This window comes from Planococcus sp. APC 3900 (genome assembly GCF_030407735.1).
Taxonomy (GTDB): domain Bacteria; phylum Bacillota; class Bacilli; order Bacillales_A; family Planococcaceae; genus Planococcus; species Planococcus notacanthi.
In genome coordinates this window covers 517,620-540,444 of the sequence record NZ_JASDCT010000001.1, presented here as the reverse complement: position 1 = coordinate 540,444, position 22,825 = coordinate 517,620, and the positions used below count along the sequence as shown (strand labels likewise).

The 22,825-nt window shown below is 44.4% G+C and carries 30 protein-coding genes, 1 pseudogene and 1 riboswitch; of the genes and pseudogenes, 4 read left to right on the top strand and 27 right to left on the bottom strand.

Features of this window, described 5'->3' with window-relative positions:
• Window positions 1–10: 10 nt before the first annotated feature.
• The 5 genes and pseudogenes from QMA04_RS02710 to QMA04_RS02690 all read right to left on the bottom strand — a co-directional run bounded on the left by QMA04_RS02710 (window position 11) and on the right by QMA04_RS02690 (window position 2,846).
• Window positions 11–718, bottom strand: coding sequence for a DUF421 domain-containing protein (locus QMA04_RS02710; protein ID WP_290183879.1), 708 nt, complete (start codon window positions 716–718; stop codon window positions 11–13).
• Window positions 719–819: 101 nt separating this feature from the next.
• Entirely contained in the window at window positions 820–1,284 is a 465-nt protein-coding gene (gene ribH, locus QMA04_RS02705) for a 6,7-dimethyl-8-ribityllumazine synthase (RefSeq protein ID WP_191714958.1), read from the bottom strand.
• Window positions 1,285–1,335: 51 nt separating this feature from the next.
• Window positions 1,336–1,926: pseudogene (gene ribB / locus QMA04_RS02700) on the bottom strand (3,4-dihydroxy-2-butanone-4-phosphate synthase); the annotation flags it as partial.
• Between the two features lie 17 nt (window positions 1,927–1,943).
• Entirely contained in the window at window positions 1,944–2,573 is a 630-nt protein-coding gene (ribE, locus tag QMA04_RS02695) for a riboflavin synthase (RefSeq protein ID WP_290183878.1), read from the bottom strand.
• On the bottom strand, window positions 2,574–2,846 hold the full coding sequence (locus tag QMA04_RS02690; RefSeq protein ID WP_191714956.1) for a hypothetical protein: 273 nt from the start codon (window positions 2,844–2,846) through the stop codon (window positions 2,574–2,576). It lies immediately after the preceding gene.
• 62 nt (window positions 2,847–2,908) lie between these two features.
• A riboswitch (FMN riboswitch) is annotated at window positions 2,909–3,079 on the bottom strand.
• A gap of 248 nt (window positions 3,080–3,327) precedes the next feature.
• Between QMA04_RS02690 and QMA04_RS02685 the strand changes: the two genes are divergently transcribed.
• A complete protein-coding gene (locus tag QMA04_RS02685; RefSeq protein ID WP_290183877.1) occupies window positions 3,328–3,666 on the top strand; it encodes a CHY zinc finger protein in 339 nt (112 codons plus the stop codon).
• Between the two features lie 23 nt (window positions 3,667–3,689).
• On the opposite strand, the gene QMA04_RS02680 is transcribed toward QMA04_RS02685, so the two are convergent.
• The 7 genes from QMA04_RS02680 to msrA all read right to left on the bottom strand — a co-directional run bounded on the left by QMA04_RS02680 (window position 3,690) and on the right by msrA (window position 8,976).
• Window positions 3,690–4,178 carry a GNAT family N-acetyltransferase gene (locus QMA04_RS02680; RefSeq protein WP_290183876.1) on the bottom strand — a complete coding sequence of 163 codons (489 nt, stop codon included), beginning with the start codon at window positions 4,176–4,178 and terminating at the stop codon, window positions 3,690–3,692.
• Between the two features lie 106 nt (window positions 4,179–4,284).
• Window positions 4,285–5,109 carry a metallophosphoesterase gene (locus QMA04_RS02675; protein ID WP_290183875.1) on the bottom strand — a complete coding sequence of 275 codons (825 nt, stop codon included), beginning with the start codon at window positions 5,107–5,109 and terminating at the stop codon, window positions 4,285–4,287.
• Window positions 5,110–5,581: 472 nt separating this feature from the next.
• Window positions 5,582–6,367, bottom strand: a complete 786-nt coding sequence (locus QMA04_RS02670) for an ABC transporter permease (RefSeq protein ID WP_290183874.1) — start codon at window positions 6,365–6,367, stop codon at window positions 5,582–5,584.
• On the bottom strand, window positions 6,364–7,245 hold the full coding sequence (locus QMA04_RS02665) for an ABC transporter ATP-binding protein (protein ID WP_191714951.1): 882 nt from the start codon (window positions 7,243–7,245) through the stop codon (window positions 6,364–6,366). Before QMA04_RS02665 ends, QMA04_RS02670 begins: the two co-directional genes overlap by 4 nt.
• Entirely contained in the window at window positions 7,242–7,436 is a 195-nt protein-coding gene (locus tag QMA04_RS02660) for a PLDc N-terminal domain-containing protein (RefSeq protein WP_290183873.1), read from the bottom strand. Before QMA04_RS02660 ends, QMA04_RS02665 begins: the two co-directional genes overlap by 4 nt.
• A gap of 125 nt (window positions 7,437–7,561) precedes the next feature.
• Window positions 7,562–8,257 carry an MgtC/SapB family protein gene (locus QMA04_RS02655; RefSeq protein ID WP_290183872.1) on the bottom strand — a complete coding sequence of 232 codons (696 nt, stop codon included), beginning with the start codon at window positions 8,255–8,257 and terminating at the stop codon, window positions 7,562–7,564.
• 53 nt (window positions 8,258–8,310) lie between these two features.
• Window positions 8,311–8,976, bottom strand: a complete 666-nt coding sequence (gene msrA / locus QMA04_RS02650) for a peptide-methionine (S)-S-oxide reductase MsrA (protein ID WP_290183871.1) — start codon at window positions 8,974–8,976, stop codon at window positions 8,311–8,313.
• A 169-nt stretch (window positions 8,977–9,145) separates the two neighbouring features.
• Between msrA and QMA04_RS02645 the strand changes: the two genes are divergently transcribed.
• A complete protein-coding gene (locus tag QMA04_RS02645; protein ID WP_356780900.1) occupies window positions 9,146–9,733 on the top strand; it encodes a protein-L-isoaspartate(D-aspartate) O-methyltransferase in 588 nt (195 codons plus the stop codon).
• A gap of 39 nt (window positions 9,734–9,772) precedes the next feature.
• Here QMA04_RS02645 and QMA04_RS02640 read toward each other — a convergent pair whose 3' ends face one another.
• Window positions 9,773–10,282: a DUF2243 domain-containing protein gene (locus QMA04_RS02640; protein ID WP_290183870.1), complete on the bottom strand. Its 510-nt coding sequence runs from the start codon at window positions 10,280–10,282 to the stop codon at window positions 9,773–9,775.
• A 303-nt stretch (window positions 10,283–10,585) separates the two neighbouring features.
• On the opposite strand from QMA04_RS02640, the gene QMA04_RS02635 reads away from it, so the two are divergent.
• Complete coding sequence (locus QMA04_RS02635; RefSeq protein WP_290183869.1) at window positions 10,586–11,281, top strand: Na-translocating system protein MpsC family protein; 696 nt, start codon at window positions 10,586–10,588, stop codon at window positions 11,279–11,281.
• A 128-nt stretch (window positions 11,282–11,409) separates the two neighbouring features.
• Here the strand turns inward: QMA04_RS02635 and QMA04_RS02630 are convergent, their stop codons facing one another.
• The 3 genes from QMA04_RS02630 to QMA04_RS02620 all read right to left on the bottom strand — a co-directional run bounded on the left by QMA04_RS02630 (window position 11,410) and on the right by QMA04_RS02620 (window position 15,310).
• On the bottom strand, window positions 11,410–11,604 hold the full coding sequence (locus tag QMA04_RS02630) for a hypothetical protein (protein WP_290183868.1): 195 nt from the start codon (window positions 11,602–11,604) through the stop codon (window positions 11,410–11,412).
• Between the two features lie 275 nt (window positions 11,605–11,879).
• Window positions 11,880–13,085 carry a MalY/PatB family protein gene (locus QMA04_RS02625; RefSeq protein ID WP_191714943.1) on the bottom strand — a complete coding sequence of 402 codons (1,206 nt, stop codon included), beginning with the start codon at window positions 13,083–13,085 and terminating at the stop codon, window positions 11,880–11,882.
• 116 nt (window positions 13,086–13,201) lie between these two features.
• Window positions 13,202–15,310, bottom strand: a complete 2,109-nt coding sequence (locus tag QMA04_RS02620) for a type IA DNA topoisomerase (RefSeq protein ID WP_290183867.1) — start codon at window positions 15,308–15,310, stop codon at window positions 13,202–13,204.
• Between the two features lie 137 nt (window positions 15,311–15,447).
• On the opposite strand from QMA04_RS02620, the gene QMA04_RS02615 reads away from it, so the two are divergent.
• The gene (locus tag QMA04_RS02615; protein ID WP_191714941.1) at window positions 15,448–16,122 is read left to right on the top strand and encodes an NAD(P)H-binding protein; all 675 of its coding nucleotides are present in this window, start codon (window positions 15,448–15,450) and stop codon (window positions 16,120–16,122) included.
• Window positions 16,123–16,166: 44 nt separating this feature from the next.
• Here QMA04_RS02615 and QMA04_RS02610 read toward each other — a convergent pair whose 3' ends face one another.
• From QMA04_RS02610 to QMA04_RS02560, 11 genes are all read right to left on the bottom strand, one after another.
• Window positions 16,167–16,943: a sulfite exporter TauE/SafE family protein gene (locus QMA04_RS02610; protein WP_191714940.1), complete on the bottom strand. Its 777-nt coding sequence runs from the start codon at window positions 16,941–16,943 to the stop codon at window positions 16,167–16,169.
• A gap of 59 nt (window positions 16,944–17,002) precedes the next feature.
• The gene (locus QMA04_RS02605; protein WP_203338855.1) at window positions 17,003–17,230 is read right to left on the bottom strand and encodes a sulfurtransferase TusA family protein; all 228 of its coding nucleotides are present in this window, start codon (window positions 17,228–17,230) and stop codon (window positions 17,003–17,005) included.
• A gap of 150 nt (window positions 17,231–17,380) precedes the next feature.
• Entirely contained in the window at window positions 17,381–18,508 is a 1,128-nt protein-coding gene (locus QMA04_RS02600) for an MBL fold metallo-hydrolase (protein ID WP_290183866.1), read from the bottom strand.
• 41 nt (window positions 18,509–18,549) lie between these two features.
• Window positions 18,550–19,107, bottom strand: a complete 558-nt coding sequence (locus QMA04_RS02595) for a sulfurtransferase TusA family protein (protein WP_191714937.1) — start codon at window positions 19,105–19,107, stop codon at window positions 18,550–18,552.
• Window positions 19,108–19,148: 41 nt separating this feature from the next.
• Window positions 19,149–19,445, bottom strand: a complete 297-nt coding sequence (locus QMA04_RS02590; RefSeq protein ID WP_191714936.1) for a rhodanese-like domain-containing protein — start codon at window positions 19,443–19,445, stop codon at window positions 19,149–19,151.
• Window positions 19,446–19,458: 13 nt separating this feature from the next.
• Window positions 19,459–19,824 (bottom strand): rhodanese-like domain-containing protein, encoded by a 366-nt coding sequence (locus QMA04_RS02585; protein WP_203338851.1) that lies wholly within the window; start codon window positions 19,822–19,824, stop codon window positions 19,459–19,461.
• 31 nt (window positions 19,825–19,855) lie between these two features.
• Window positions 19,856–20,338 carry a DsrE/DsrF/DrsH-like family protein gene (locus tag QMA04_RS02580; protein ID WP_191714935.1) on the bottom strand — a complete coding sequence of 161 codons (483 nt, stop codon included), beginning with the start codon at window positions 20,336–20,338 and terminating at the stop codon, window positions 19,856–19,858.
• A 141-nt stretch (window positions 20,339–20,479) separates the two neighbouring features.
• Complete coding sequence (locus tag QMA04_RS02575; RefSeq protein ID WP_191714934.1) at window positions 20,480–20,740, bottom strand: metal-sensitive transcriptional regulator; 261 nt, start codon at window positions 20,738–20,740, stop codon at window positions 20,480–20,482.
• A 147-nt stretch (window positions 20,741–20,887) separates the two neighbouring features.
• Window positions 20,888–21,271, bottom strand: coding sequence for a DUF302 domain-containing protein (locus QMA04_RS02570; protein WP_203338850.1), 384 nt, complete (start codon window positions 21,269–21,271; stop codon window positions 20,888–20,890).
• A 128-nt stretch (window positions 21,272–21,399) separates the two neighbouring features.
• Window positions 21,400–21,849, bottom strand: coding sequence for an OsmC family protein (locus QMA04_RS02565; RefSeq protein WP_290183865.1), 450 nt, complete (start codon window positions 21,847–21,849; stop codon window positions 21,400–21,402).
• Window positions 21,846–22,805: a carbohydrate kinase family protein gene (locus QMA04_RS02560; protein WP_290183864.1), complete on the bottom strand. Its 960-nt coding sequence runs from the start codon at window positions 22,803–22,805 to the stop codon at window positions 21,846–21,848. The genes QMA04_RS02565 and QMA04_RS02560 overlap by 4 nt, the downstream gene beginning before the upstream one ends.
• Window positions 22,806–22,825: the final 20 nt, after the last annotated feature.

Here is a 22,825-nt window from a genome sequence, read left to right as displayed (position 1 = left end):
ACTCTCCACCCTAGTTCACTTTTTTGATGTTCTCTTTACTTTTATCGTATCCCTTAATGTAGAATCCATTTGTTTCTGACCATTCCGCATACAACACTTCCTTGAGGTTTGGATAACCTTCCTCGGCAAGGGAGTCATACAGCCATTGTTTTGATTTCCCAACATATTCTAAAATCCCTTCATTTATTTTACCCTCGTCCACAAACAAAAAGTTTATCGATTCATTTTTTGCCTGCAGATTCAGCATGTCAGGCGTTACCTCTTTATACTTGGCATATTTTTTTAAACTAATTGTTCCACCTGATTCTAAAAACAGATCACAAACTTCGCTCAATGAAAAAACACCTTGTTGGCGAAGCATCACGCGAAGCTGTTCCATCTCCAGGTGATTCTTATTTAATTCGTCTATATTGAATTCGCCGTCTTGAATTAAAATGGAGGTCTCGCCTTTTAAAAGTTTCCTTATTTTATCATTCTTTTGAGTCGTTTTTTCGATAATATACAGCATGATTCCCCATACAGCAACCGCAAACCAGACATGCAAAGGGTTTACTTTATCATCATATATGCTTTCCTCCAAAATCCCGCCTAGCACAATGGAATAAATAAAGTCAAAGGGAGTTAACTGAGACATTTCTTTTTTCCCCAAGATACGAGTAATCAGCAATAATGCAATTAAGCCAAAAAATAGTTTTGAAGCTATTTCTATATACATCATCCTACTGATCCTCCAGTCCTAAGGTCGTTATACATCCCTTTCCCCTAAACTTCATCTTTTAATCAAAAAAACACCCGGACAAAAGCCCAGGTGCCAGTAGATTATAATTTTTTCATAAGATTGGCCATTTCAATGGCGCCTGCGGCAGATTCCCAGCCTTTGTTGCCGGCTTTTGTGCCAGCACGTTCAATGGCCTGTTCAATGGAATCCGTGGTCAAAACCCCGAAAATGACCGGGATATTGGCTTGGTCGCTGGCCCGTGAAACGCCTTTTGCCACTTCACTGCAGACATAGTCGAAATGAGGCGTCGCACCTCTGATGACTGTGCCAAGAGTAATGACGGCGTCATAGTTCCCGCTCATCGCCATCTTTTTGGCCACCAGGGGAATTTCAAAAGCTCCCGGTACCCAGGCGATCGAGACGTCATCTTCTCCAACGCCATGGCGTTTTAATGCGTCTTCTGCTCCACTCAATAGTTTGCTGGTGATAAATTCATTAAAGCGTCCGACCACGATGCCGATCCGCAACCCTTCACCGTTTAAATATCCTTCAAAATGAACAGTCATTTTTCCATCTCCTCTATTGAATTAATACGCTGATGTATGCTGGTTTTTCTGCTGATACACAACCAAATCCTTGATTGTCAACACCCCAAGGTTGAGCCGCTCTGCCACTTTCTCCAAATCATCCACACGGGCCATCGTGCCGTCTGGGTTCATGATTTCGCAGATGACCCCTGCCGGAGCAGATCCCGCAAGCTTCGCCAAATCGACAGCCGCTTCCGTATGGCCTGCCCGTTCAAGCACGCCGCCATCTTTCGCAATCAATGGAAAAATATGGCCCGGACGTTTAAAGTCTGCAGCCTTCGCTTCTTGCTTGATCAGGCTGGTGATGGTGTGGGAACGCTCAAAAGCGCTGATACCCGTGGTTGTATCTCTATGGTCAATGCTGATGGTGAAGGCGGTGCCGAATTCATCTGTATTTTGATCAGTCATCAAGCCAAACTCCAATCGCTGTGCGATGGAACCGGCAATCGGGACACAAATTAATCCTCGCCCTTCCGTCGCCATCAAATTGACAATCTCAGGTGAAGCAAACTCTGCCAATGCGATAAAATCGCCTTCGTTTTCTCTGTCTTCATCATCGATTACAATAACTGCTTTTCCAGCCTTTAAATCTTCGACGGCTTTTTCTACAGTGTAGAACATCATTTCAGCATCTCCCTTTAAAATCCATTTTCCGCAAGCCAGCTTCTGCTGATTTTCGGTTCTGCGGTTTGAACTCGTTCGGTATACTTCGCCAAGAGATCACACTCAATATTGACCTTATCGCCAATCCCTTTTTCGCCTAATAACGAATCCTCCCGTGTGGTCGGGATGAGGGAAATGGCAACCGTATTGTGGCCAAGTTTAAAAATCGTCAATGAAGTCCCATCAACTGCTATCGAACCCTTCAGCATCATGTATTTCATCAGCTGAGGATCGAGTTCAATTGTTTTGGTGACAGCATTGGCTTCTTTCTTCACTGAACGGATCACGCCGACGCCATCGATATGGCCGCTGACGAAATGGCCGCCAAAGCGGCCGGTGGCTGGCATGGCACGCTCGAGATTTACGCGCGCTCCTGTTTTTAATTCCTTCATTGTTGAAGACTTGACCGTTTCTGGAATGACATCGACTGTGAACGTTTGAGCATCGAAGGAAGAAACAGTCAAACACACTCCGTTTATGGAAATACTGTCTCCACGCTTCATGTCCTCCAAAATCAGCACACAGGAAATCGTCAGTTCCATAGCCTGCGGTTTTGCGCGGACTTGCGCAACGCGGCCGACTTCTTCGACTATACCTGTAAACATTTAGGCACACTCCTCCATTCCGGTCGCCGGAGCAGATTTAATTCGTTTTCGTACAAGTAGTTGGGTGCTTTCCACCATGGGGCGTATGGGTGGTGAGGAAAGGATGGCGCTGAAGGTTGTTTGCATGTGCCTTGCTTCTTTAACAAGCTGGCCGGTTTCCCGACAATTTTGGGTACCTTTAAAAAGCCCGGTTTCCGCGGAGGAAAAGAGCAGCATTAAAGATCGGTGTGTTGCATTTCCAGAGACGGGTCCCTGTTCAGGTATTTTGGTCATACAAATTCCTCCTTTCAATTTCAAACGATTGAAAAGAAGAGGCACATAACGAAACCGATCTCTGAATTCTTCTCCCATCCAGACTGTAACTGTCGGTGCCGGAATTTCACCAGCTCCACCGCTTAAGCGCTTTAAACATAGTGGCCTATGCCTGCATTCGCTTAACCGGGTCACGGACTTGCAGTTCCCTGCTCACCGCCGGTAAGGAATTTCACCTTGCCCCGAAGAATTAGATTCGTAGTTTCGTCCCTTTCATAGTAGCATAGAAAGAAACTGAGTTATATAAAGAAAAACTTCAATCAGCATGGAGTTCTTCATCCCCCGCTAAAGAAAAGCAGAGCATAGGCTAAAAACGCTGCGTCCTGCGGCAACGCCTATGTAACCGATACCCTTCCAATCGGACTTTACGGTCAGTAGACGATGTACCGTTTTATGAAGCCTTATCAGGCCAAACTCATACTGCAGAAAGGATGTTTTGAATATGGCTCATCATCAAATCGTTAAGGGCATTAAAGTCGATGCTGAAACACGTTGTGCACATTACCATTCTCCAATCGACCGGATCGCCATTAAGTTTTTTTGCTGCCAGGAATACTTTCCCTGCTTTGAATGCCACCAAGCGGAAGGCTGCGGCAAGCATGAAGTTTGGCCCAAAGACCAGTTCGATGAAAAGGCGGTACTATGCGGAACGTGCGGACACGAACTGTCGGTCAAAGACTATTTAGCCTGCGCTTCAACCTGTCCTTCCTGTTCATCTCTATTCAACCCGGGGTGCAGCTTGCATAAACACCTATATTTTGAATGTTCAGGTACAAAATAAAAGGAGTGGGAGCATTTCTGCTCTCACTCCTTTTCATCCAAGTATAGGGACATTACATACTGTTCGCCTTTAGTGCGCATAATCCGTCTTCCTGTATCTTTGAATCCGGCTTTCTGGTAAAGGCGTTGAGCTGGAAAATTGCGGGCATTGACGCCCAACACCACTTCATCAAAATCCGGAAATTCCGTTTTCATAAATTCAGGAAGCGCATAAATGGAGCCAGTTGCGATGCCTCTTCCTTGAAATTTGGGGTTCACCGAAAATCCTCTCAGCAATAAGGCCTTTGGATTATCTGAATACTTTTTTCTGTCCTCTGATTCATCCAGTTCAAAGAAACCGGCATCTTCGCCGCGCGCTTTTATGATGATGAAATGTTTCGATCGGTCTTTTGCATCTTTTTCAACAATTTCCTTGGGCAAACGGGTAAATTCCAATTGATCCGACGGCAAATCGTAATCAATCGATACTCCTGAGGAATAGCGGTGCAATGTAACTTCTCTTTTCTTAATCACATGAAGCTGCCTCCTTATTTACATTCACTTTTAATTCGTCCACTATTTAAATTCAGCTGCGGAAAAATGGCTGGATAACTAGCGCGCCAAATACCCTATTCCGACTTTAGCCTTTTTCCAGCGTCACCACGACAATTTCCGGCAAGTTGAAAATCCGCACAGGAAAGGTGCTATTGCCAAGTCCCCGGCTTACAACCATTTGCGATTGGTTCACTTCGAAGATGCCTTCAGTCACTTTTGGAAACCAGCCTTGCCCAGGTGCAATCAAGCCGCCAATTCCCGGTATACGGACCTGGCCGCCATGGGCATGTCCAGAAAAGACTACATCCACGCCGTAATCGGCATAAATCGGAAAGTACTCCGGCCGGTGTGCCAGCAGAAGCGTGAAATCTTCTGTCATCTGAGCATTTGCAAGGCTTTGCTGTGTAGCTTCTCCTTCATGGATATCCGGCTCCATCAATGGATCATCGATTCCTGCAATTTGAACCGACTCCCCTTCTTTCGCCCACTCAACCGAATCATTTTCCAAGACTGTCACACCACGTTCCCGCAGAGCTCCCAAGATTTCTTCAACTTTATTGGATGCCACTTCATGGTTTCCGGTAACGTAATAGACTTCGCTCATTTCTACAAGGGCGTCTACCAGGACCAAACTGGAATCCAAATCATAGCGGTTGCTGTCAACAAGATCTCCAGTCAAAAAGATGGCATCCGGACTGGCTGCTTCCACCTTTTCAATCAATGAAGATTGGTTTCTGCCAAATGTAGCATTGTGCAGATCCGAGACCTGTACAATTCTTGCCCCATCAAAGGCTTGCGGCAGTTCTTCAGACGCTACTGTATATTCTGTGGTTTGCACCCAGTTGTTGCTGCCCCAAATTCCGCCCCATACTAATAGTACGAGCAGTATGAATACTGCGAGTTTCTTCATAAAACTTAACCTCTATTCGATTCTGTTTAAGTCGATTGTGTCTGTAAAGCCCACTAATCTTTTCTTTCTTTATGGTTCACCTACCGGCGACCCTGATATACAGCGCTTTAAACTTGCCTACACTATGCGGTTTCTCTAAGTGTAGAAACTTTAATTTTCAAGCAATGAGGATCTTTTGTAAAAACCGCTTAGTAATAAAGGCCTCCTGCATAAAGAGGGTTTCTCCATAAAAGATGCGCGCTCCCCATTGTCGCACTTTTTTACTCACGGCGTCCACTTGCGCGCGCGACGCCGCATAGAACGCCAAGTGATTTAGTGCTGTTTCTTTTCGGTGAAAAGCAATATGTAAAGACGTTTAAAGCGTTCAGTTCGATATGAAGCAATACCTATCCACGCTTTCACTTTTAACAGGCCTGAAAGAAATGAAGCATTGGAAACTTAAAGATTCCCGTGTTCGTTCATCTGCACTTGATTAGATTTTGGTTTTCGCTTTGTTTTTCCGGGCTGCCCAACTGCCTAATCCCATCAACCCTAAAATGGCCAGGGCAGCAAGCCCAATCGCCCCGCCGAAATCACCAAGATTTGGACTTCCAGTTAGCCAGGCTGCTGCATATTCGGGCAGCTTAACTGGAGAAAACGCCCAATTCGTTCCAAACAAACCATCAGCTGACTGCACGAGCACATATACGCCGAATGCCGCAGCCGCTGCAAGTCCACCATTTGGTAAAATGGCGCTGGCAGCCAGTGTAAGTGTAAGAATCAGTACAATCCAAACACTATAGGATCCCATCATTTGCAGAAGACCCCTAAATTCAAGTGTTTCAAAAAACAATGACGTATAGTAATACCCTGCCAAAAACCCAATCCACAAACTGATTAGAGAAATCGCGGCCGCCATTGTCCATTTACTTAAAAAGTAGGAAAGGAAAGACAGCGGACGCACATACAGCAAAGTGGCTGTTCCGCTTTTCCGCTCTCCAGCGATTGTTCCCATGTAAGCCAAAATCAGCACAACTATACCGATTGTTTGAAATTGCCCCATGACCGCCATTAAAATCTGTTCAGGTGATGGTGTTGGAAATTCAAACACCGCCCCTTCCGGCAAACCACCGGATGCCTCTAAAATCTGAGGCATAAAGTAGTTTACAACAGGTTCAGTGATTCCCAATAGAATAAAAACACAAGGAATCCAGAAGATTTTATAATTCCGTATATTTTCTCGCCATTCTTTTTGCAATAGAATACTAAATTGCTTCATTGGCCAGCAACCACCTTCAAAAAGATTTCTTCCAAAGAAGCTGTTTGAAATTCCACTCCTAAGATGTCCTGCTTTTCTGAAGATAAGGTATGGAGCACTTGCTGCATGCTGGAGCCTTCTTTATCGACAGAGAGATAAACAGAATCTGTTAACACTTGCATTTTCCATGAATGTTCCTCAGCAAACTTCACCGCTTCGGCAGGTTTATGGAATCGGATGCGGATACGGGGATTGGCATGCCTGCTTTTGACTTCTTCCAAAGATCCATGTTCGATCAAGTGCCCATCCTTCATAAATAGCAGCTGATCTGTCATTTCTTCTGCATCGTTTAAAATGTGGGTGGAATATAAAATTGTTGTGTCTTGCTGCAGCGATTTCAGTAAATCCATGATTTCCCGGCGACCGGTGGGATCAAGTGCTGAAATCGGTTCATCCAGCAAAAGAAGTTTAGGCTGATGGACAATAGCTTGCGCAAGACCCAATCGCTGTTTCATCCCGCCAGAAAAAGCACCAGTTTTTTTGTACAAGGCTCCCTCAAGCCCGACAAATTCCAATGTACGGATTGCCTGCAGCTTTGCTTTCTTTGCGCCGACTCCACTTAATTTGGCAGCCATCTCAGTGAATTCCAGTGCGGTCAGCCAAGGGAAAAATTGCGGATACTGCGGCAGGAAGCCGACTGTCAAGCCATCAGCCAAACTGATTTCACCGCTCGAAGGAGACAATAAATCAGCCAACATGGACAGAGTTGTCGTTTTTCCTGCACCATTCGGCCCTATTAAAGCTGTCGCTGTTCCTTTTTCCAATCTGAAAGTAAGATTTTCAACTGCCAGTTCCTGTCCATACTGCTTCGTTAGGTTGTTGACTTCGACTAAGCTCAATAATTTCTCCTCCCGACAACAAAATAAAGAATGGGGCCAATAATATTAACGACGACAATGATGATGCCCCACATCCATTTTGGCCCGTTTGGATTTGGATTTTTGATTAGATCTACTATAGCGAAAATCATTAAGCCAATTTGAATGAGAAATATTGGCAATAAAGCCAGAAGCATTGTTGTTTGATCCATGTTTTTCTCCTCGCCATCGTATTTATAAAAATAACTTCCCGCGTTGAAACTTTTTGCTGCTGTCAGTGTTTATTGAAAACACGAAAAAACCGAAGCTGGTAGTCGTTCGGCCTTTTCCTTTTATTTTACATCATGATCTTCGTTACTCCATCAATTTCCTGCAATTTCTTGACTAAATTGATTTCATTGCTGATTTTACTCTCGCTGACTGTGAAATTATAGGTAGAAAAGCTTTCACCGCCATAGGATACTGCATTTTCAATCTGGAATTCATGGATATCCATTTCCGATTCTTCAAAAACAGCAACCAGCTCTGAAAACAGGTTTTCCCGGTCTGCAGCTGTTACCGAAATATTTTTTTGCAACCGATTTTTAAAAAACTTATTTTCGATATGATACAGCACATACAAAGTCAGCAGGACGATAATCGTAGCCAGTACTGCCGAATAGTACATTCCTGCTCCAATGGTCAACCCAATGCCTGCCGCTACCCAGACAGATGCAGCAGTCGTCAGGCCTCTGACAGATCCCCGATGGACAATGATGGTACCCGCTCCTAAAAAACCGATGCCACTGATGACATAGGAAGGAATACGTGCAGGATCATACCGGATTGAACTATTGTCGCTGTTGATAAAGGAATCAAAGCCGGTTATCGATAAAATCATCATCAGACACGAACCTATCCCTACCAGTAGATGCGTCCGGAGTCCCGCTGGCTGGTTTTTCGCTTCCCTTTCGATACCGATCAGCCCACTGAAAAAAGCCGCAGCCAGCAAACGGGTCACAATCTCCACATAATCTGTCGGCAGCAAGTCCATTGTATCCCTCCTGACTTGTCAGACAGAGCTGGAGCAGAAACTCCCTTTTCGCTTTACCACTTCATCTTTGAAAAGAGATCGATTAAAAACAGCTTTTCTGCTTTTCCGATGCTCCATTGTTCCAGCTCATCGATTATCCCTTTTTTTGTTCCGTAGCCTTTCACAAAGCCATTCAGCCGTGCTGCAAAAGTTGAATCTGCCAGCAGCTCTTGATGCGGATACAGCTCTGACAATTGCTCCAATGCCTTGGGATAGCGCTTCAAGTAATATTTTTGATGGCGGCCTTCTGCTATGGTGAAATCGATGAAAGGTGAAATTTCCGTTTCAATCTCCTCTCCCAATTGAGTTTCCATTTCTTTTTTGACCTTGGCAATAAGTTCGTGCTGCTGTTCTGTATGGTAATGAAGCAATGAAATATACTGTCTTCCTTTATAATTATCGCGATTTGTATAATGGTTCTGCCAAAATTCTTTAAGCACCTCTGTATAACTGATGATGGAGGGATCAAATTCAATCTGGATGGTTTCCGTATGGTCCCCCATTTTTCGATATGTAGGCGCTGCTGTCTGGCCGCCGGCAAAACCGACACGAGTGCGCATAACTCCGGGCAGGCTGCCGAATCGTGCTTCCGGCCCCCAGAAACAACCCATTCCAAAAGTGGCCAGCTCCAGCTGTCCCCCATTTTGATAAAGACCTTTCTCGATTGTTTCAATATCCATCGGCTGAGCTTCCACCTTTCTTATTTTTTGCTGCTGCGAAAGAAAGCGCAGAGCAAATACTATACAGTCTCCGGTTACTTCCTTTAAAATTAATGTAACAAGCCCCACTCGGAAATGCATGGCATAGGCACTCAAATAAGAGAACAAAAGCAAAAGAAAGCGGGGATGCATGATGAAAAGCCAAAGAAAGGAAATCATTTCTTACTTTAAGCAAATGGACCGCAGTTTTTTCATGGACTCCAATAAAGACCTGGCCGTATTTGACCAAGCCCTGCCTATCGGATTTGAACAAACGATTTCACAGCCTTCCCTGGTTCTCGAAATGACTCTGGCTCTTGACCTTCAGCCAGAACAAAAAGTATTGGAACTGGGCACAGGTTCAGGTTTTCAGACTGCTTTGCTTGCTGCCTTCTCAGAATCCGTCTATACCATCGAACGAATCGAAGAACTGCATGCTCGTGCAAAAGAACGGTTAGCTCAATTGAATTTCAAAAATGTTCATTTTAAATTAGGGGATGGCAGTGAAGGGTGGAAAGAGTCCGCTCCATATGACCGGATCATGGTGACAGCCGCTGCCGCAGAAGTGCCAACAGAGCTTCTCGAACAATTAGAGACTGGCGGAAAAATGGTCATTCCGGTCGGAAGTTCTTTCAGCCAGGAATTACGGTTGATTGAAAAGGATGACCAGGGCAAAATCCATACGACTTTGCTGAATGAAGTGCTATTCGTCCCTTTAAAAGGCAAGTATGAAGGATGAAAATATACTTCTCCAGATCCTAGATTCATTGTCTCGACTCTATTCTCTGTTTCCATTCGACTTTACTGGTGTATTGGGCGTTTTATATAGCAGGAATATCCCCAAAGCCAGTATCACAGCTGCTGTTATATTCCATATAAGATCATAGGGCAGCAGCTCTACTCCATAGCGAATTTGATGGAGCTCCAAAAGTTTATGTTGGACAAGGCCGTCATAAAGCTGAAAAGCTCCTGCGCCGATCAGCATTCCTCCCAGCCAGCGCTTGGGCCACCAGGCTTTGCGGCGCTGAAGATCAGCAAGGAGAAATAAGGAAGCTACGGTCGCAAACCAGCTGAAGGCGTGAAAAAAACCATCTGATACCAATCCTGCATCGCTTGTAGACTTATCGTAAAAATGATGCCAATGCAGTAATTGATGAAAGACCGTTTCATCAATGAAAGCCACCAACCCGACTCCAAACAGGAAGCCTGACCAAACGTTTCTTTTGGCATGGACTCTCCGGTTTTTTTCCTTTGTGTAGTCAGTGGTTTTGACTGTAGTTGAAGGCATGGAATCCTCCTTTCTGATTAAATCGGCTTTTTGAGAACTCATAAGCATAGATTTCAGCTTTTTCCAAATAATACCCTTATTCTGTAGGCCTAAAACAATCACCGCAATAAGAAAACCAAAATCATGAGCCAATAAGACCAAAAAATCTACACTCTTTATATCAGCTTGTCACACAATCAAATTCAGCGTAATTCCGCTATTGCTATCCGATTTCTTTAATAAATCTGATGAATCCCGTATAATGAAGCCAATTAGCCGCCAGTGGCCAACTCGGCCTACTTACGAATAAAAGGAGAGCAGATTATGCCCAATGAAAAAACAATCCACACTGAAGTCGGCAGTTATATTTCCACTTTACTGCGTGACCATTTCGGAAAAGGCCCAACATCGGTCTTCGTAACAGTCAAGCCTCCTTTTATTACCATACATCTTCGTGGATTTTTGGCTCCCACTGAAAAAATCCTAATGAAGCAGCAAGAGCACCGAAGAGTGTTGGAAACACGTGACCTTCTGATGAATCAACTGGTCTCCGATATCAAATTGGAATTATGGAAGATCGGCAAAATCGATATTGAAGATGTCTATGCAGACTGGAATTTAGATGATCAAACAGGCATGATTTTGGCGATTATGCCTGATAAGACGCCTGCAGCTGATTTTGAATGGGATTCGGACATTCAAGTGGAGAATATTCGTGAGGAAGTCATGGAAGCCAGCCGTAAAGCACAAAAAACACCGGAGTCCACTGAACTGTATTGGTTGAATAACCGAACATTATTAATTGAGCGCTCGGGAATTTTTGTGGAAATCGAAAAAGAGCTGATCAAAGGCGGCTTTATTGAAGAATTGAAATTGGTTAAGCGGCCGTTGGAACGCCGATTGATTTTGCAGACCCAGATTGAAGCCATCTTAGGGCAACCCATTATGGAGGTATTCCTTGACTGGAATTTCATAACGGATAAAGGGTATATTGTGCTGTTGCTGGAAACGCCTAAATAAAAAAAGCCAGCTGTCCAGCCGGCTTTGCTGACTAGAGACAAACTCGAAGAGTTCGAGCTGTCTATAGTCTTTTTTTATAAGGAGCCTGATCAGCTGGCACAGCAACTTTGGCTCTCTAAAAATTATTTCTAGCTGCTGATGGTTTGAGCTGATTGGCAATAGGGGCAAAATTCATAAGAGTTTTTTTCTTCCAGCTGCTCAATATATTCGACCTCATCCGTAAATTCTCTTTTTTCCACAGGTGTTTCTACGAAACCACAACGATCGCCGGCAAATTGCCGTTGGTGAATTTTCTTTTTCTTATGGTCAATGAAATAATACATACCATTCATTCCTTTCTTTTTCAGAAATAGAAAAAACCGAAAAGAACCCCCTTTTTCAAAGGATTCTTTTCGGCTTTTATGTCAGCTCTATTGTCTGAAATATTTAACCATCGTATGAAATTACCAAATGTGTAAGTAAGCAATAGAATGGGCAGAGAAATTGTGTGCAAAGTCGGAAACACTATTTGTTTTCCAAGTGTTTTTATTATACTAGGCTTCTTATCCAAGGTAAAGTTATCAGCATATTCAATTGAGTGTAAATTCAGAAATCCGTTTTATTTGTTGCCTTTTCCGGATAGGTCTTCGAATTCTTTAGCGATTCTTTCCAATGCTTCTTGAATGAGCGGCCGAGGGGAAGGCGTACAGATTCGTTGATAGAATTCCCCTTCTTCACCAAACATACTGCCGTCTTCCAATAAAACATTGGCTTTATTGTAGATGCGGTCGTGAATTTCTTTCGCTGAAATGCCATAGCCGCTGAAATCCAGCCACATGATGTACGTGCCTTCCGGAATGGCCACTTTCACTTCAGGCATCTTTTCAGCTAAAAACTCCTTGATATATGCCATTGTCCCATCGACATAGTCTTTCAACTGCTCAAGCCAATCTTCACCTTCGTTGTAAACCGCAATCAAAGCGGAGATGGCGAATGGAGACGCCAATTGCATACCCATTTCAGTAGCGAATTTAGTCCGCAGCTCTTCATCGGAAATAATGACGTTGGTGCAGTGCAGTCCCGCTACATTGAATGTTTTATTGATGGCGGTACAGGTGATGATATGGTCCGTATGGTCAGCTATTTTTGCCATCGGAATAAATTCCTTGCCACGGCGCAGCAAGTCTCCGTGGATTTCATCCGCTACAATCAATACATTGTTTTCATGGCAGATGGCCGCCATTTTTTTCAACTCTTCTTCATTAAACAGTCTGCCCGTAGGATTATGTGGATTGCAGAGAATGAACATTGTCGTATGGTCATCCTTTGCTTTGGCTTCAAAATCCTCGAAATCGATGGAATAATAGCCATCAGCTTCTTGTTTCAATGCGTTATTGACTACTTTCCGGCCGTTTCCTTCAATCACTGAAGTGAACGGAGGATAAACAGGACGTTGGATGATGATGCCGTCTTCCACATTTGTAAATGCCTTAACCGCAATATTCAACGCGTGCACAGTTCCCGGACTATAGACGATTTGTTCTTTTTCGACTTTCCAGCCATGCCGTTTCTTCAGCCAGGATTGGATGGCCTCAAAGTATTCATCCGGAAAGACAGAGTAACCGTAGATTCGATGATCTACTGTTTTATGCAATGCCTCCACCAATGGCTGGGGAACCGGCAAATCCATATCAGCGGTGAACAACGGAATGGTGTCTTCGTCATATCTTTCTGTAAGCCCGAATTGTTTGATCAGCTCTCCTCCATCCCACTTCATGGAATAAGTGCCTCTTCTGTTGACGATTTCATCAAAATTATACTTCATGCGAAACTCCCTTTCCTCTGGACATTGTGCTTTATCTTCACTTTCATTATCAAAGAAAGACTAGAACCATTGCAACCAATCAGGCTTTTGGCCCTTTCGCAAATCCGCTTGCCTGCTTAAAACTCCATTTTCAATTTACCGTCTTCCAACACCAGCTTGGCGTTGAACTTTTTGCCATTTTTTGAAACAAAACCTTTAATGACCGGCGTCTTGCCTTTCGTGCATAGATATTCAATCTGTTTAGCGGTCAATCGTTTCTTCAGGAAAATTGCTGGAAACGATTGCTTGCATCCATTGGCGTGTTCCGTGCAGTTGTAAGAGCCTCTTCTCGAGACGATCATGCCTGTTTTGCATCTTGGGCAAGGGGCAATTTCGTCTTTGGCGTTCGGCATCGCCAGCTGTGCCGGCAACCCGTTTTTCTGCATTTGCCCTGGCACTTCATCAAGCAGTTTCTGGATAAATTTGCCGATGGTGGCCAGAAAAACTTCAGCTGACCCTTCGCCTCTGCCGATTTTCTTTAAATACGTCTCCCATTTCGCAGTCATCGACGGACTGGACAATAAATTTCCTTCAATAGACTGGCATAGGATTCGACCTTTTTCCGTAATTGAAACGATATTTTTAGAGACCGAAATATATTCATGCCGCTTGATCGTTTCAATGATTCCGCTTCTTGTCGCTTCCGTTCCCAACCCTTCAATTTCTTTAAGGATCTCCGTATCTTCGACATCCTCTACAAATTTTCCGCAAGTTTTCATCATGGCAATCAATTGGCCTTCTGTATAAGGCTTTGGCGGCATTGTCATGCCTTCTTTTATATCAACTTTGCTTTTCACCCGTTCCTGTTCCCTCAGTTCGGGCAAAGACGGTTCTGCCTTTGCTTCTTTGGCAGGAGGGAAAAGCTCTTTCCACCCTTTTTCGAGTTCGGTTTTGCCGGTTGTGAAAAATGCCAGCCCTTTAACATCCGTTGTCACTTTTGTTTCAGCATAGCGGTAATCTTTATGGAACATCGCTAACGTCGTCCGCAGAACTTCTTCATACAGATTGCGTTCGTCTTTCGCCAATCCTTCCAGTTTTCTGGCTGTCGGTATGGTTTTCGTTGGAATGATGGCATAATGCTCCTGGACTTTGGAGCTGTCCACAAAACGCTTTTTCGGTGCTTTGGAGGCGATCGGAAAAGGCATATCAATCAGCTTCTGATACTTTTCAACTTGCCCTGCCAAATAGCTGAACTCGCCCGGCGTAATATGCTGGGTATCGGTTCTTGGGTAACTGACAAGTTTTTTTTCGTATAGGCCCTGCATGACAGACAATACCTTCGCCGGACTGTATTTCCACTTCCGGTTGGCTGCTGCCTGCAACGTTGATAAAGAATGGAGCTGTGGCGGCGGTGTACGCTTTTCCGTGGTTTTCACCTGTGTGACAACGCCTTCTTCTTTTGCAGCAATCGTATGTTTAGCCAAAAGCTCTTCCGCTTCTTTCCGTTCTTTGGCCCGCAACTTCGCCTTGCCTTTGTAGCGGCCTTTTTCGGCATCGAATACACCTTCAATTTCATAGAAAGGCTCCGGCACAAATGCTTCAATTTCTTTTTCCCGCTGATAGATCAGAAATACAGTCGGCGTCTGGACACGCCCAATCGCAAATACTTCACGTATTCCTTTTTCCTGAAGCAATAAGGAATACAGGCGGGATCCGTTCATCCCCACCAGCCAATCACTGATCTGACGCGCTTTGGCTTCCTGGTACAATAGCAGGTCCTGCTGGTTATCGCGCAATTCCTGGAAACCTTTCCGTACTTCATCAGCTTCCAGCGAGTTGATCCACAATCGTTTAATCTTTTTATTTTTTGCACCCGTCTGGTAGTAGATGCTATAGAATATATTGGATCCTTCCCGGTCAACATCACAAGCGTTGATGACCGTATCGGTTTGAAAAATTAATTTTTTGATGATGCCAAATTGCTGGGCTTTGCCTCTTGCCACTTGAAACTGGTAGGTATCCGGCAAAATCGGCAACGCAGCCAGCGACCATCTGGCCCATTTCGGATCATAGGCCTTCGGTTCTTTCAGTTCCACAAGGTGTCCGATTCCCCAAGTGATATAGGCGCCTTCCGGAAAAATCGCATCGGGAGCGACTTCAATATAGCCATCGCGTTTCACGCTCTTGAACGCTTCGGCATAGGCTTTGGCCTGGCTTGGTTTTTCAGCGACTATCACTGGTTTCATGCACTTCTTCCTCCCCTTCGGTCTTATTCTTATTGTACTGCTTCAGCCAAAGAATAAAAGCAAAAAGACAATTCCATGCAAATTGGGGTATAGTAGGTTCTAACAGAAAGAACACATTGAAAAAGGAGTCGTTCACTATGACTAACAAAACTGCTTTACTGGCAGGTGCAAGCGGACTGGTCGGTAACGAATTGCTCCATATCCTTTTAGACAGCCCTCATTACAAAGAAGTGAAAATTCTGGTTCGCCGTCCACTGGACATAACCCATGAAAAATTAGAACAAGTGGCCACAGATTTTGATAGCCTGGACGACTATGCCCATCACTTTGATGTGGATGATGTCTATTGCTGCCTTGGCACCACCATTAAAAAAGCAGGTTCACAGGATGCATTCAAAAAAGTCGATTATGAGTATCCATTGAAGATGGCTGAATTGGCAAAGTCACAGCAGGTGAAGAACTTTCTGATCATTACGGCTTTAGGAGCGGATGCGGAGTCAAAAGTCTTCTACAGCCGCACCAAGGGACAACTTCAAGTGCGTTTGAAGAAAATCGGTTTGACTGCTCTTCATATTTTCCAGCCTTCTTTATTGCTCGGCGATCGCCAGGAATTCCGCTTAGGCGAAAAAGCCGCAACTGTCTTAAGCCCCGCCATCAGCAAATTGTTGAAAGGGAAAATGAAGAAATACAAACCTGTCGAAGCAAGGGACGTCGCGCTCGCTATGTATGAAGTGGCTCAAATCGAACGGACCGGCAATTATACCTATCCATCGGACCGAATCGAGAAAATAAGTTCCAAAAGCATCGACTGATCGAAAAAGAGAGGACGCCTTTAAAGGGCGCCCTCTCTTTTGCATTACAGGATATCTGTCCAAATTTTAATGGCTGTGCCTAAAATCAGCAAGGCCAAAATCCACTGTAGATACTTGGTGTTCATTTTTTGTCCCAGCTTCGCTCCAAGGGGTGCTGCGAGTATGCTTGCAACAATCATGACAGCTGCCGGTCCATAAAGGATCTGATCCGTAACGATTTTGCCGACTGTCGAACCAATGGATGACAAAAACGTAATCGCAAGCGACGTCGCAATTGTCATTCGAGTTGGAATTTTTAAGACAACAAGCATGATAGGCACAAGGATGAAGGCCCCAGCCGCCCCCACAATTCCAGCGGCAATACCGACGATAAACGCCAATCCTGCTGCCAGCCATTTATTGAAAGACACTTGGTCAAGCGGGATGTCATCGACGCCTTTTTTCGGCATGAACATCATCACGACTGCAATGGTGGCCAATCCTGCATAGACAATATTGATGGCCTGCTCAGACAGCAAAGTCGAACCATAGCCGCCGATGAAACTGCCCACTAAAATGGCGCCCCCCATATAAGCGATTAAGGTTTTATTTAAATAACCGCTGCCACGGTAGGCCCAAACCCCCGCAATGGTCGCGAAAAAGACTTGGATGGCACTGATGCCCGAAACTTCGTGTGCGCTGAATGCAGTAAAGCCCAGCATCACCGGTATATAGAGCAGCATCGGATACTTGATGATCGAACCGCCGATTCCTACCATTCCGGAGATGAAGGAACCTACAAAACCAATGAGAAAAATGACAATCATAAAGTCCAGACTCATTTCTTTTCACCTCTCTAAAAGGGAAAAGGACATCATGGCGATGCCCTTTAATCCGGCTCTTAGCCTTTCTTGATCCAGAATGTAAAGACATCGCCATTTTCCTGCGAATCCAGCAGCTCATGTCCACCTGATTTTGCCCATGCAACCAGATCCGCCTTTGCGCCTTTGTCGGTTGCCAGGATTTCAAGAACCTGCCCACTTTCCATTTCCTTCATTTCTTTTCTTGTTTTTACGATCGGCATCGGGCATGCCAGCCCTTTTGCGTCTAATACTTTATCTGCGTTCATCAAAATCTCTCCTTTTGGGTTTTATTTAATGTTAAGTTTCTTTTTCTATAAGATTCGGTGCTTAGCTGCCACTTGAATATGAAGCAAAGCAACACAGGCCACCAGGCAAGCCAGCTGTTTTGCGGAATATCGATTGCCATAAATCGTTGCTTAACGAACTGCACAACGGTTTGGCCCGATTTCCATTTCACGCTGTACTTCTTCGTCAGGAGTAATCTTTCCCATATTCGTTTTGCGGATGTCCTGATAAGCATTTGGTTGCGGCGGCAAGTTCAAGGTAACCATATCTCGAAATTCTTGCTCATCTGCGATATTCAAGCCGTGGTTTTCCTTGAACAGATCGCCCAGTTTTTTAGCGACACTGCCATCTTCGTTCAATTCTTCGATGATCATGAAATGAGCAGGCAATACAATGAGCTCATCCGCCAATTTCTGATAACGTGTGTATAATGATTCCCTTAAATCTCCAACCCAGTCGTCAGCCAAGCCGGCAAGGTCCGGTCTGCCGATAGAGTCGATGAATAAAATATCACCTGTCATCAAATATTGTTGGTCTACGATGAATGATGTAGATCCAATCGTGTGCCCCGGTGAATACAACGCTTCAATTTCAATTTTCGAGCTTCCGATTGCCACTTCCAAGCCATTCTCCAAAGCTGTGTAGTCGAACACTACTTCTTCTGCATCTTTAGGCGGCAAATAATAGCTTGCCCCTGTTGCTGCTGCAATTGCACGGCCACCGGAAATATGATCCGCATGCAAATGTGTATCGAATACATGTTTGATCGTTGCGCCTTTTTCCTGCGCGAAGTCCAAGAAGATATTTGCCATGCGGGTTGCATCAATAACAGCGGCTTCCCCTTCAGAGATGGCCATGTACGACAGGCATCCCTTGCCAAGACGAACAAATTGATACAATTCGCCGCCGCCTTGCAATTCACCGACTTTCACTGGTTCCAGGTGCTCACTCCAAGCTTTCATGCCGCCTTCAAGATAGGCCACGTCAACGCCTTCCTCTGACAGCATTTCTGCCACCATGACGGAAGAGCCTTCTTTTGCACAGACTACCAGGATATCTCTATCTGTCGGCAATTCTGAAACCACTTCTTCGACGCCGTCCAATAAATCGAAATAAGGTGTATTTATATACTGGATATTCCCGCCTTCGATTTTCCAATCAGCAAAGGCATCTCCATTTCGTACATCCAGAATGAACAATGGCTGATTGTTCACTACTTTCTTTGCTACTTCACTTGCTTTCATCGCTTTTACAGTCATATTAGAATTACCTCCAGGGGTATATATTTTTCTAAATTTTTTTACTCTGTCTTCCCTGTCCAGTTGCTCATACCAGGTACTACATTGTATAAAGTGCCAAAACCATTTTTGGCCATCATATCTCCTGCAATGCCGCTTCTTCTGCCTGAATGGCAAATGATATAAATTGCATCTTCTTTGGCTAATTCATCCATTCGTGCTTCGACTTCGCCTAGAGGGATATGGATTGCTCCCGGAATATGGGCTTCTTCAAATTCATCTTTTTCACGGACATCCAAAATTGTCATGTGTTCATCAGCTTCCACCTTTTGAGTGAAATCAGCCAGTGAAATTTCTGGAATAGTGATGGTTTCTTCCGGAGCTCCTGCTCCATCCTTGCGAAGGAAATGATGTAAGACGTCCCCTTCGGTTTCAGTGCCGATATATTGATGGCCTGAACTCTTTGCCCATGCTTGCAGATCAGCTGTTGAACCTTTATCTGTTGCAAGGATTTCCAATACTTTTCCTGAATCCATCGTCTTCATCATCTTTTTTGTTTTCACAATCGGCATTGGGCATGCAAGCCCTTTTGCATCTAATGTTACGTCAGTCTGTACCATTTAAGTTCCCCCTATAAAATTCATCTGTTTTCGGCAGTTCTTTAGTTGGTTTCGCCATTCCAATCCAGCATTCCACCATCCATGTTCGTCACCTTATACCCTTGATTTTCAAGAAAGCTGGTGGCTTGTCCGCTGCGTCCGCCTGAACGGCAAACCATGATGTATTCTTTCGATTTATCGAGCTCATTCATCCGAAATTCCAGTAAGCCCAAAGGAATATTGATAGCGCCTGGAATCTTCCCGGCTGCAACTTCATTGGTTTCCCGAACATCAATCAAATTGATTGTTTGTTTGCTTTCCACTAATTCCCGAACTTGCTGAGTTGTCATTGTTTTCATTATAATTTCTCCTTTATGCGCGGTAGCTGCTCATACCGCCTCTAATATTTGTGATGGTGGTGAATCCGTTCTTCTTCAATAATTGGCTGGCTTTGCTGCTGCGCATACCGCTTTGGCAAATGACCAGTACTTCTTTTTCTTTTGACAGTTCATTCATCCGTTTTGGCAACTCATTTAATGGGATGTTCTTAAAACCCTTAATGTGGTTCCCTTTGAACTCTCCCGGTGTCCGAACATCGATATACTGCTTATCTTTCTTGCCAAGCTGCGTTTTCATTTCTTCTGTAGATATCGACTGAATTCCTTTAGCCGGTGAAGTAAATCGGTAAGCTATCCAAAGAGCTGCCGCTCCAATTAGAACCCATAGTATCCATTCCATGCTGCACCTTTCCCTTCTGCTGTAAATGCGATTAGATGAATAGGTTGACGTTGCCGTCTTCGGCATCTCCAAGATAAGCAGCGACTCCTGCATACTCGACTCCATCCAATAGTTCTTCTTTCTGCAAACCAAGAAGGTCCATCGTCATCGTACAAGCGATCATTTTTACGTCCTGTTCTTCTGCCATTTCAATTAATTGAGGCAAGGTCAGTGCATTGTGCTTTTTCATGACTTGCTTGATCATTTTAGGTCCCATTCCGCCGAACTGCATATTCGATAAACCAAGTTTATCTGCACCTCTTGGCATCATTTTCGCAAACATCGTTTCCAGACGCCCTTTTTTCAACGCTGGCGGATTTTCTTTCCGTAATGCATTCAATCCCCAAAATGTATGGAAGATTGTCACTTCGTGATCGTATGCAGCAGCACCGTTGGCGATAATGTAAGCTGCCATTGCCTTATCGTAATCCCCGCTGAATAATACGATTGTCGTCTTCTTTTGTTCTTGTGCCATTTTATTGCCTCCATTCTTAATTACCCGTGGGGGTATATTTTATTTCGAAAAAAAATGACGTTTTATAGTGGCGCCGCACTTCTTTCATACCCTATAGGGTATATTAAATCATGTCTTTCTGAAAGTCAAACAAGAATTTCTTTATCTGCTTTTCACTAGCAAGTCGACAGCTTCTTTTACCATGCCTTCAGTGCTTTCGCCTTTTTCGATGCTTTCGCGTACACATGTCTCCAGGTTATCGCTGACAATAACACCAATGGCGCGATCAACTGCGCTTCTTACCGCGGACAGTTGCATGACTACGTCTCTGCATTCTCCATCATTTTCAACCATTTTGATGACACCGCGAAGTTGGCCTTCTATTCTTTTCAATCGATTCTCAACAAGTTTGTCGTATTTCATCTTAACTATGCCTCCCATAAATAATATAAGGATGTTTAACTAACCCCTATATTATACCCCTAAGGGTATTAAGTCAACCTATTAGCTCGCAATAAAATCGATTTAAGAAACATGGTTAAATCAACTGTCCGCAGACCGCGCAGCAAGTTATGCAGATTGATCGATGCACTTGATCAATCGCTCTTCAATATCTTCAGCAATCGATTTGATGTTCTCGTCTTCCACCATGCTGATTAGGGCAGTAGGCTTCGGCATTCCGATTTTCACTCCATCGCTTTCTTTATAGACAACGATTTTGCATGGCAGGAAATAGCCGATCATCAAGTTTTCGGATAACACACGGTTCGCTTCTTTCGGGTTGCAGACCTCCAGAATAGTGTAGGGGGTATCAAAATCTTCTCCTTTTTCCTGGAGCTTGGCAGTTAAATCAAAGTTCCAGAGAATCCCGAATTTCTCTGCTTTTAAATTCTCTTCTAAAGCTTCAACCGCCTCATTGACTGTCTTTGATGTATCCACTGTGTAATTGAACATAATCCTATTCCTCCTTTTTAGTATCACTCTCTAAGTACCCTACCCGGTATATATTCTTATAAACATGGGAGCAAAAGGCAGCCAAAACAAAATCCTTCATCTATAAAGGATGAAGGATTTCTCGAAATTCAGTTGCCTGTTGTAATCTGAGCCTGCAATTCAATTTCTACATTGCCTTTGATGGCCCGTGTAATCATGCAGGAGCTTTCAGCTTTTTCGGCCAGTTTCTGTGCCAAAGCCAAATCTTTTTCGGAAGCATCGGCTTTTAGGACCACAAGTGGTTTATGGATGATGCGTTTGTACGTGATGACGCCTTTCTCCACCTCAACAATCCCTTCCGATTCCATCGTCAGAGACTGCTTTTCCAATTTGCTGCGTTCCATCATTGCGGCAAGTGTAATAATGTAACAAGTGGCGGCAGCGCCCAACAGCATTTCATCTGGATTTGTACCAATTCCCGGTCCATCCATTTCAGGCGGAATGGATATTTGGGTTTTTAGCCCCCCGACTTCAATGTCTCCCACATCATTGCGGAGACCTGGCCAATCTGCTTTTAAATGAAAGCTATGCAATGTCATAACGCTCCACTCCCTTGATTAGTGATTTTTGCTATTTCTTCAATGCGCGGCATCGCCGTCAACGCACCGGCCTTTGTCGCACAAAGCGCTCCCAATTTGTTGCCGAAATCAGCACAGGCAATGACCTCCTGCTCCGTACCAGGCAAGCCTTGCAAATGGACGTGGCGGATGACACCTGCCATAAAAGCATCTCCTGCTCCCGTAGTGTCCACTGGCTGTACCGGAACAACCGGCACATGATGAACTTTATTCTGGAAAACAGCATGCGTCCCATTTTCACCATCCGTTACAAAAACCAAAGGAATAGCAAAACCGGACAACCGTTCAAGCCCTTCCTCCATAGACTCAGTTTCCATTAAGAAATCCAATTCTGCTGTCGTCAGTTTGACGATATCTGCTGATGGCAGAAATTCGAGAACTGTTTCACGGCAAAGCTCTTCACTTTCCCAGCGCAATGGACGAATATTGACATCATATGAACATAGGACACCATGTTCTTTTGACAGTTCCAGAGCTTTCCGGGTCGTCTCCCTCGCTTCGGGATGGAATAGGGTTCCCGAACAAAAATGAAAAATGCTGGCCTTTTCAAAAGCCTTTTTCTCCAGTTCGTGTCCTCCAACTTGAAGATCGGGCGTTTCATTGACATAATCTGCAAACACACGGTCAAATTCAGGTGTCAGGTGGATATAAACACCGCTTACCCGCTTTTCAGGCACCTGAATAGCGTGCGATAAATCCACGCCTTCTTTCAATAGTTCGTTGCGTACAAAAGCCGATGTCTCATCATCCCCTGTTATGGTGATAAACCTCGAGGACAGGCCTAACCGGCTGATGCCTGCAGCCACGTTCACTGTCGCTCCACCCAAATGGCGGTTGAACGAAGAATTATCAGTATCCGCTGCGATATAATCCACAAATGCATCTCCGTATGTCAGGACGTGCTTTGTTTTTACCATCTGTTGACCTCCTTCATGTT